Genomic DNA, 591 nt, shown 5'->3' on the forward strand with positions numbered 1-591 from the left:
GGCTTGTAGCTCAGGTGGTTAGAGCGCACCCCTGATAAGGGTGAGGTCGGTGGTTCAAGTCCACTCAGGCCTACCAAATTTGCACGGCAAATTTGAAGAGGTTTTAACTACATGTTATGGGGCTATAGCTCAGCTGGGAGAGCGCCTGCTTTGCACGCAGGAGGTCTGCGGTTCGATCCCGCATAGCTCCACCATCTCTGTAGTGATTAAATAAAAAATACTTCAGAGTGTACCTGCAAAGGTTCACTGCGAAGTTTTGCTCTTTAAAAATCTGGATCAAGCTGAAAATTGAAACACTGAACAACGCAAGTTGTTCGTGAGTCTCTCAAATTTTCGCAACTCTGAAGTGAAACATCTTCGGGTTGTGAGGTTAAGCGACTAAGCGTACACGGTGGATGCCCTGGCAGTCAGAGGCGATGAAGGACGTGCTAATCTGCGATAAGCGTCGGTAAGGTGATATGAACCGTTATAACCGGCGATTCCGAATGGGGAAACCGAGTCGTGTTGTACACACTATCATTAACTGAATCCATAGGTTAATGAGGCGAACCGGGGGAACTGAAACATCTGAAGTACCCCGAGGAAAAGAAA

1 tRNA gene and 1 rRNA gene are annotated in these 591 nt (G+C 47.4%); both read left to right on the forward strand.

From position 1 onward, the window contains the following. Window positions 1-118: 118 nt before the first annotated feature. Window positions 119-194: transfer RNA gene (locus AACU94_RS24630), tRNA-Ala, on the forward strand. A gap of 174 nt (window positions 195-368) precedes the next feature. Then, a 23S ribosomal RNA gene (locus tag AACU94_RS24635) occupies window positions 369-591 on the forward strand; the annotation flags it as partial.

This window comes from Escherichia sp. E4702 (genome assembly GCF_963883545.1).
Lineage (GTDB): Bacteria > Pseudomonadota > Gammaproteobacteria > Enterobacterales > Enterobacteriaceae > Escherichia.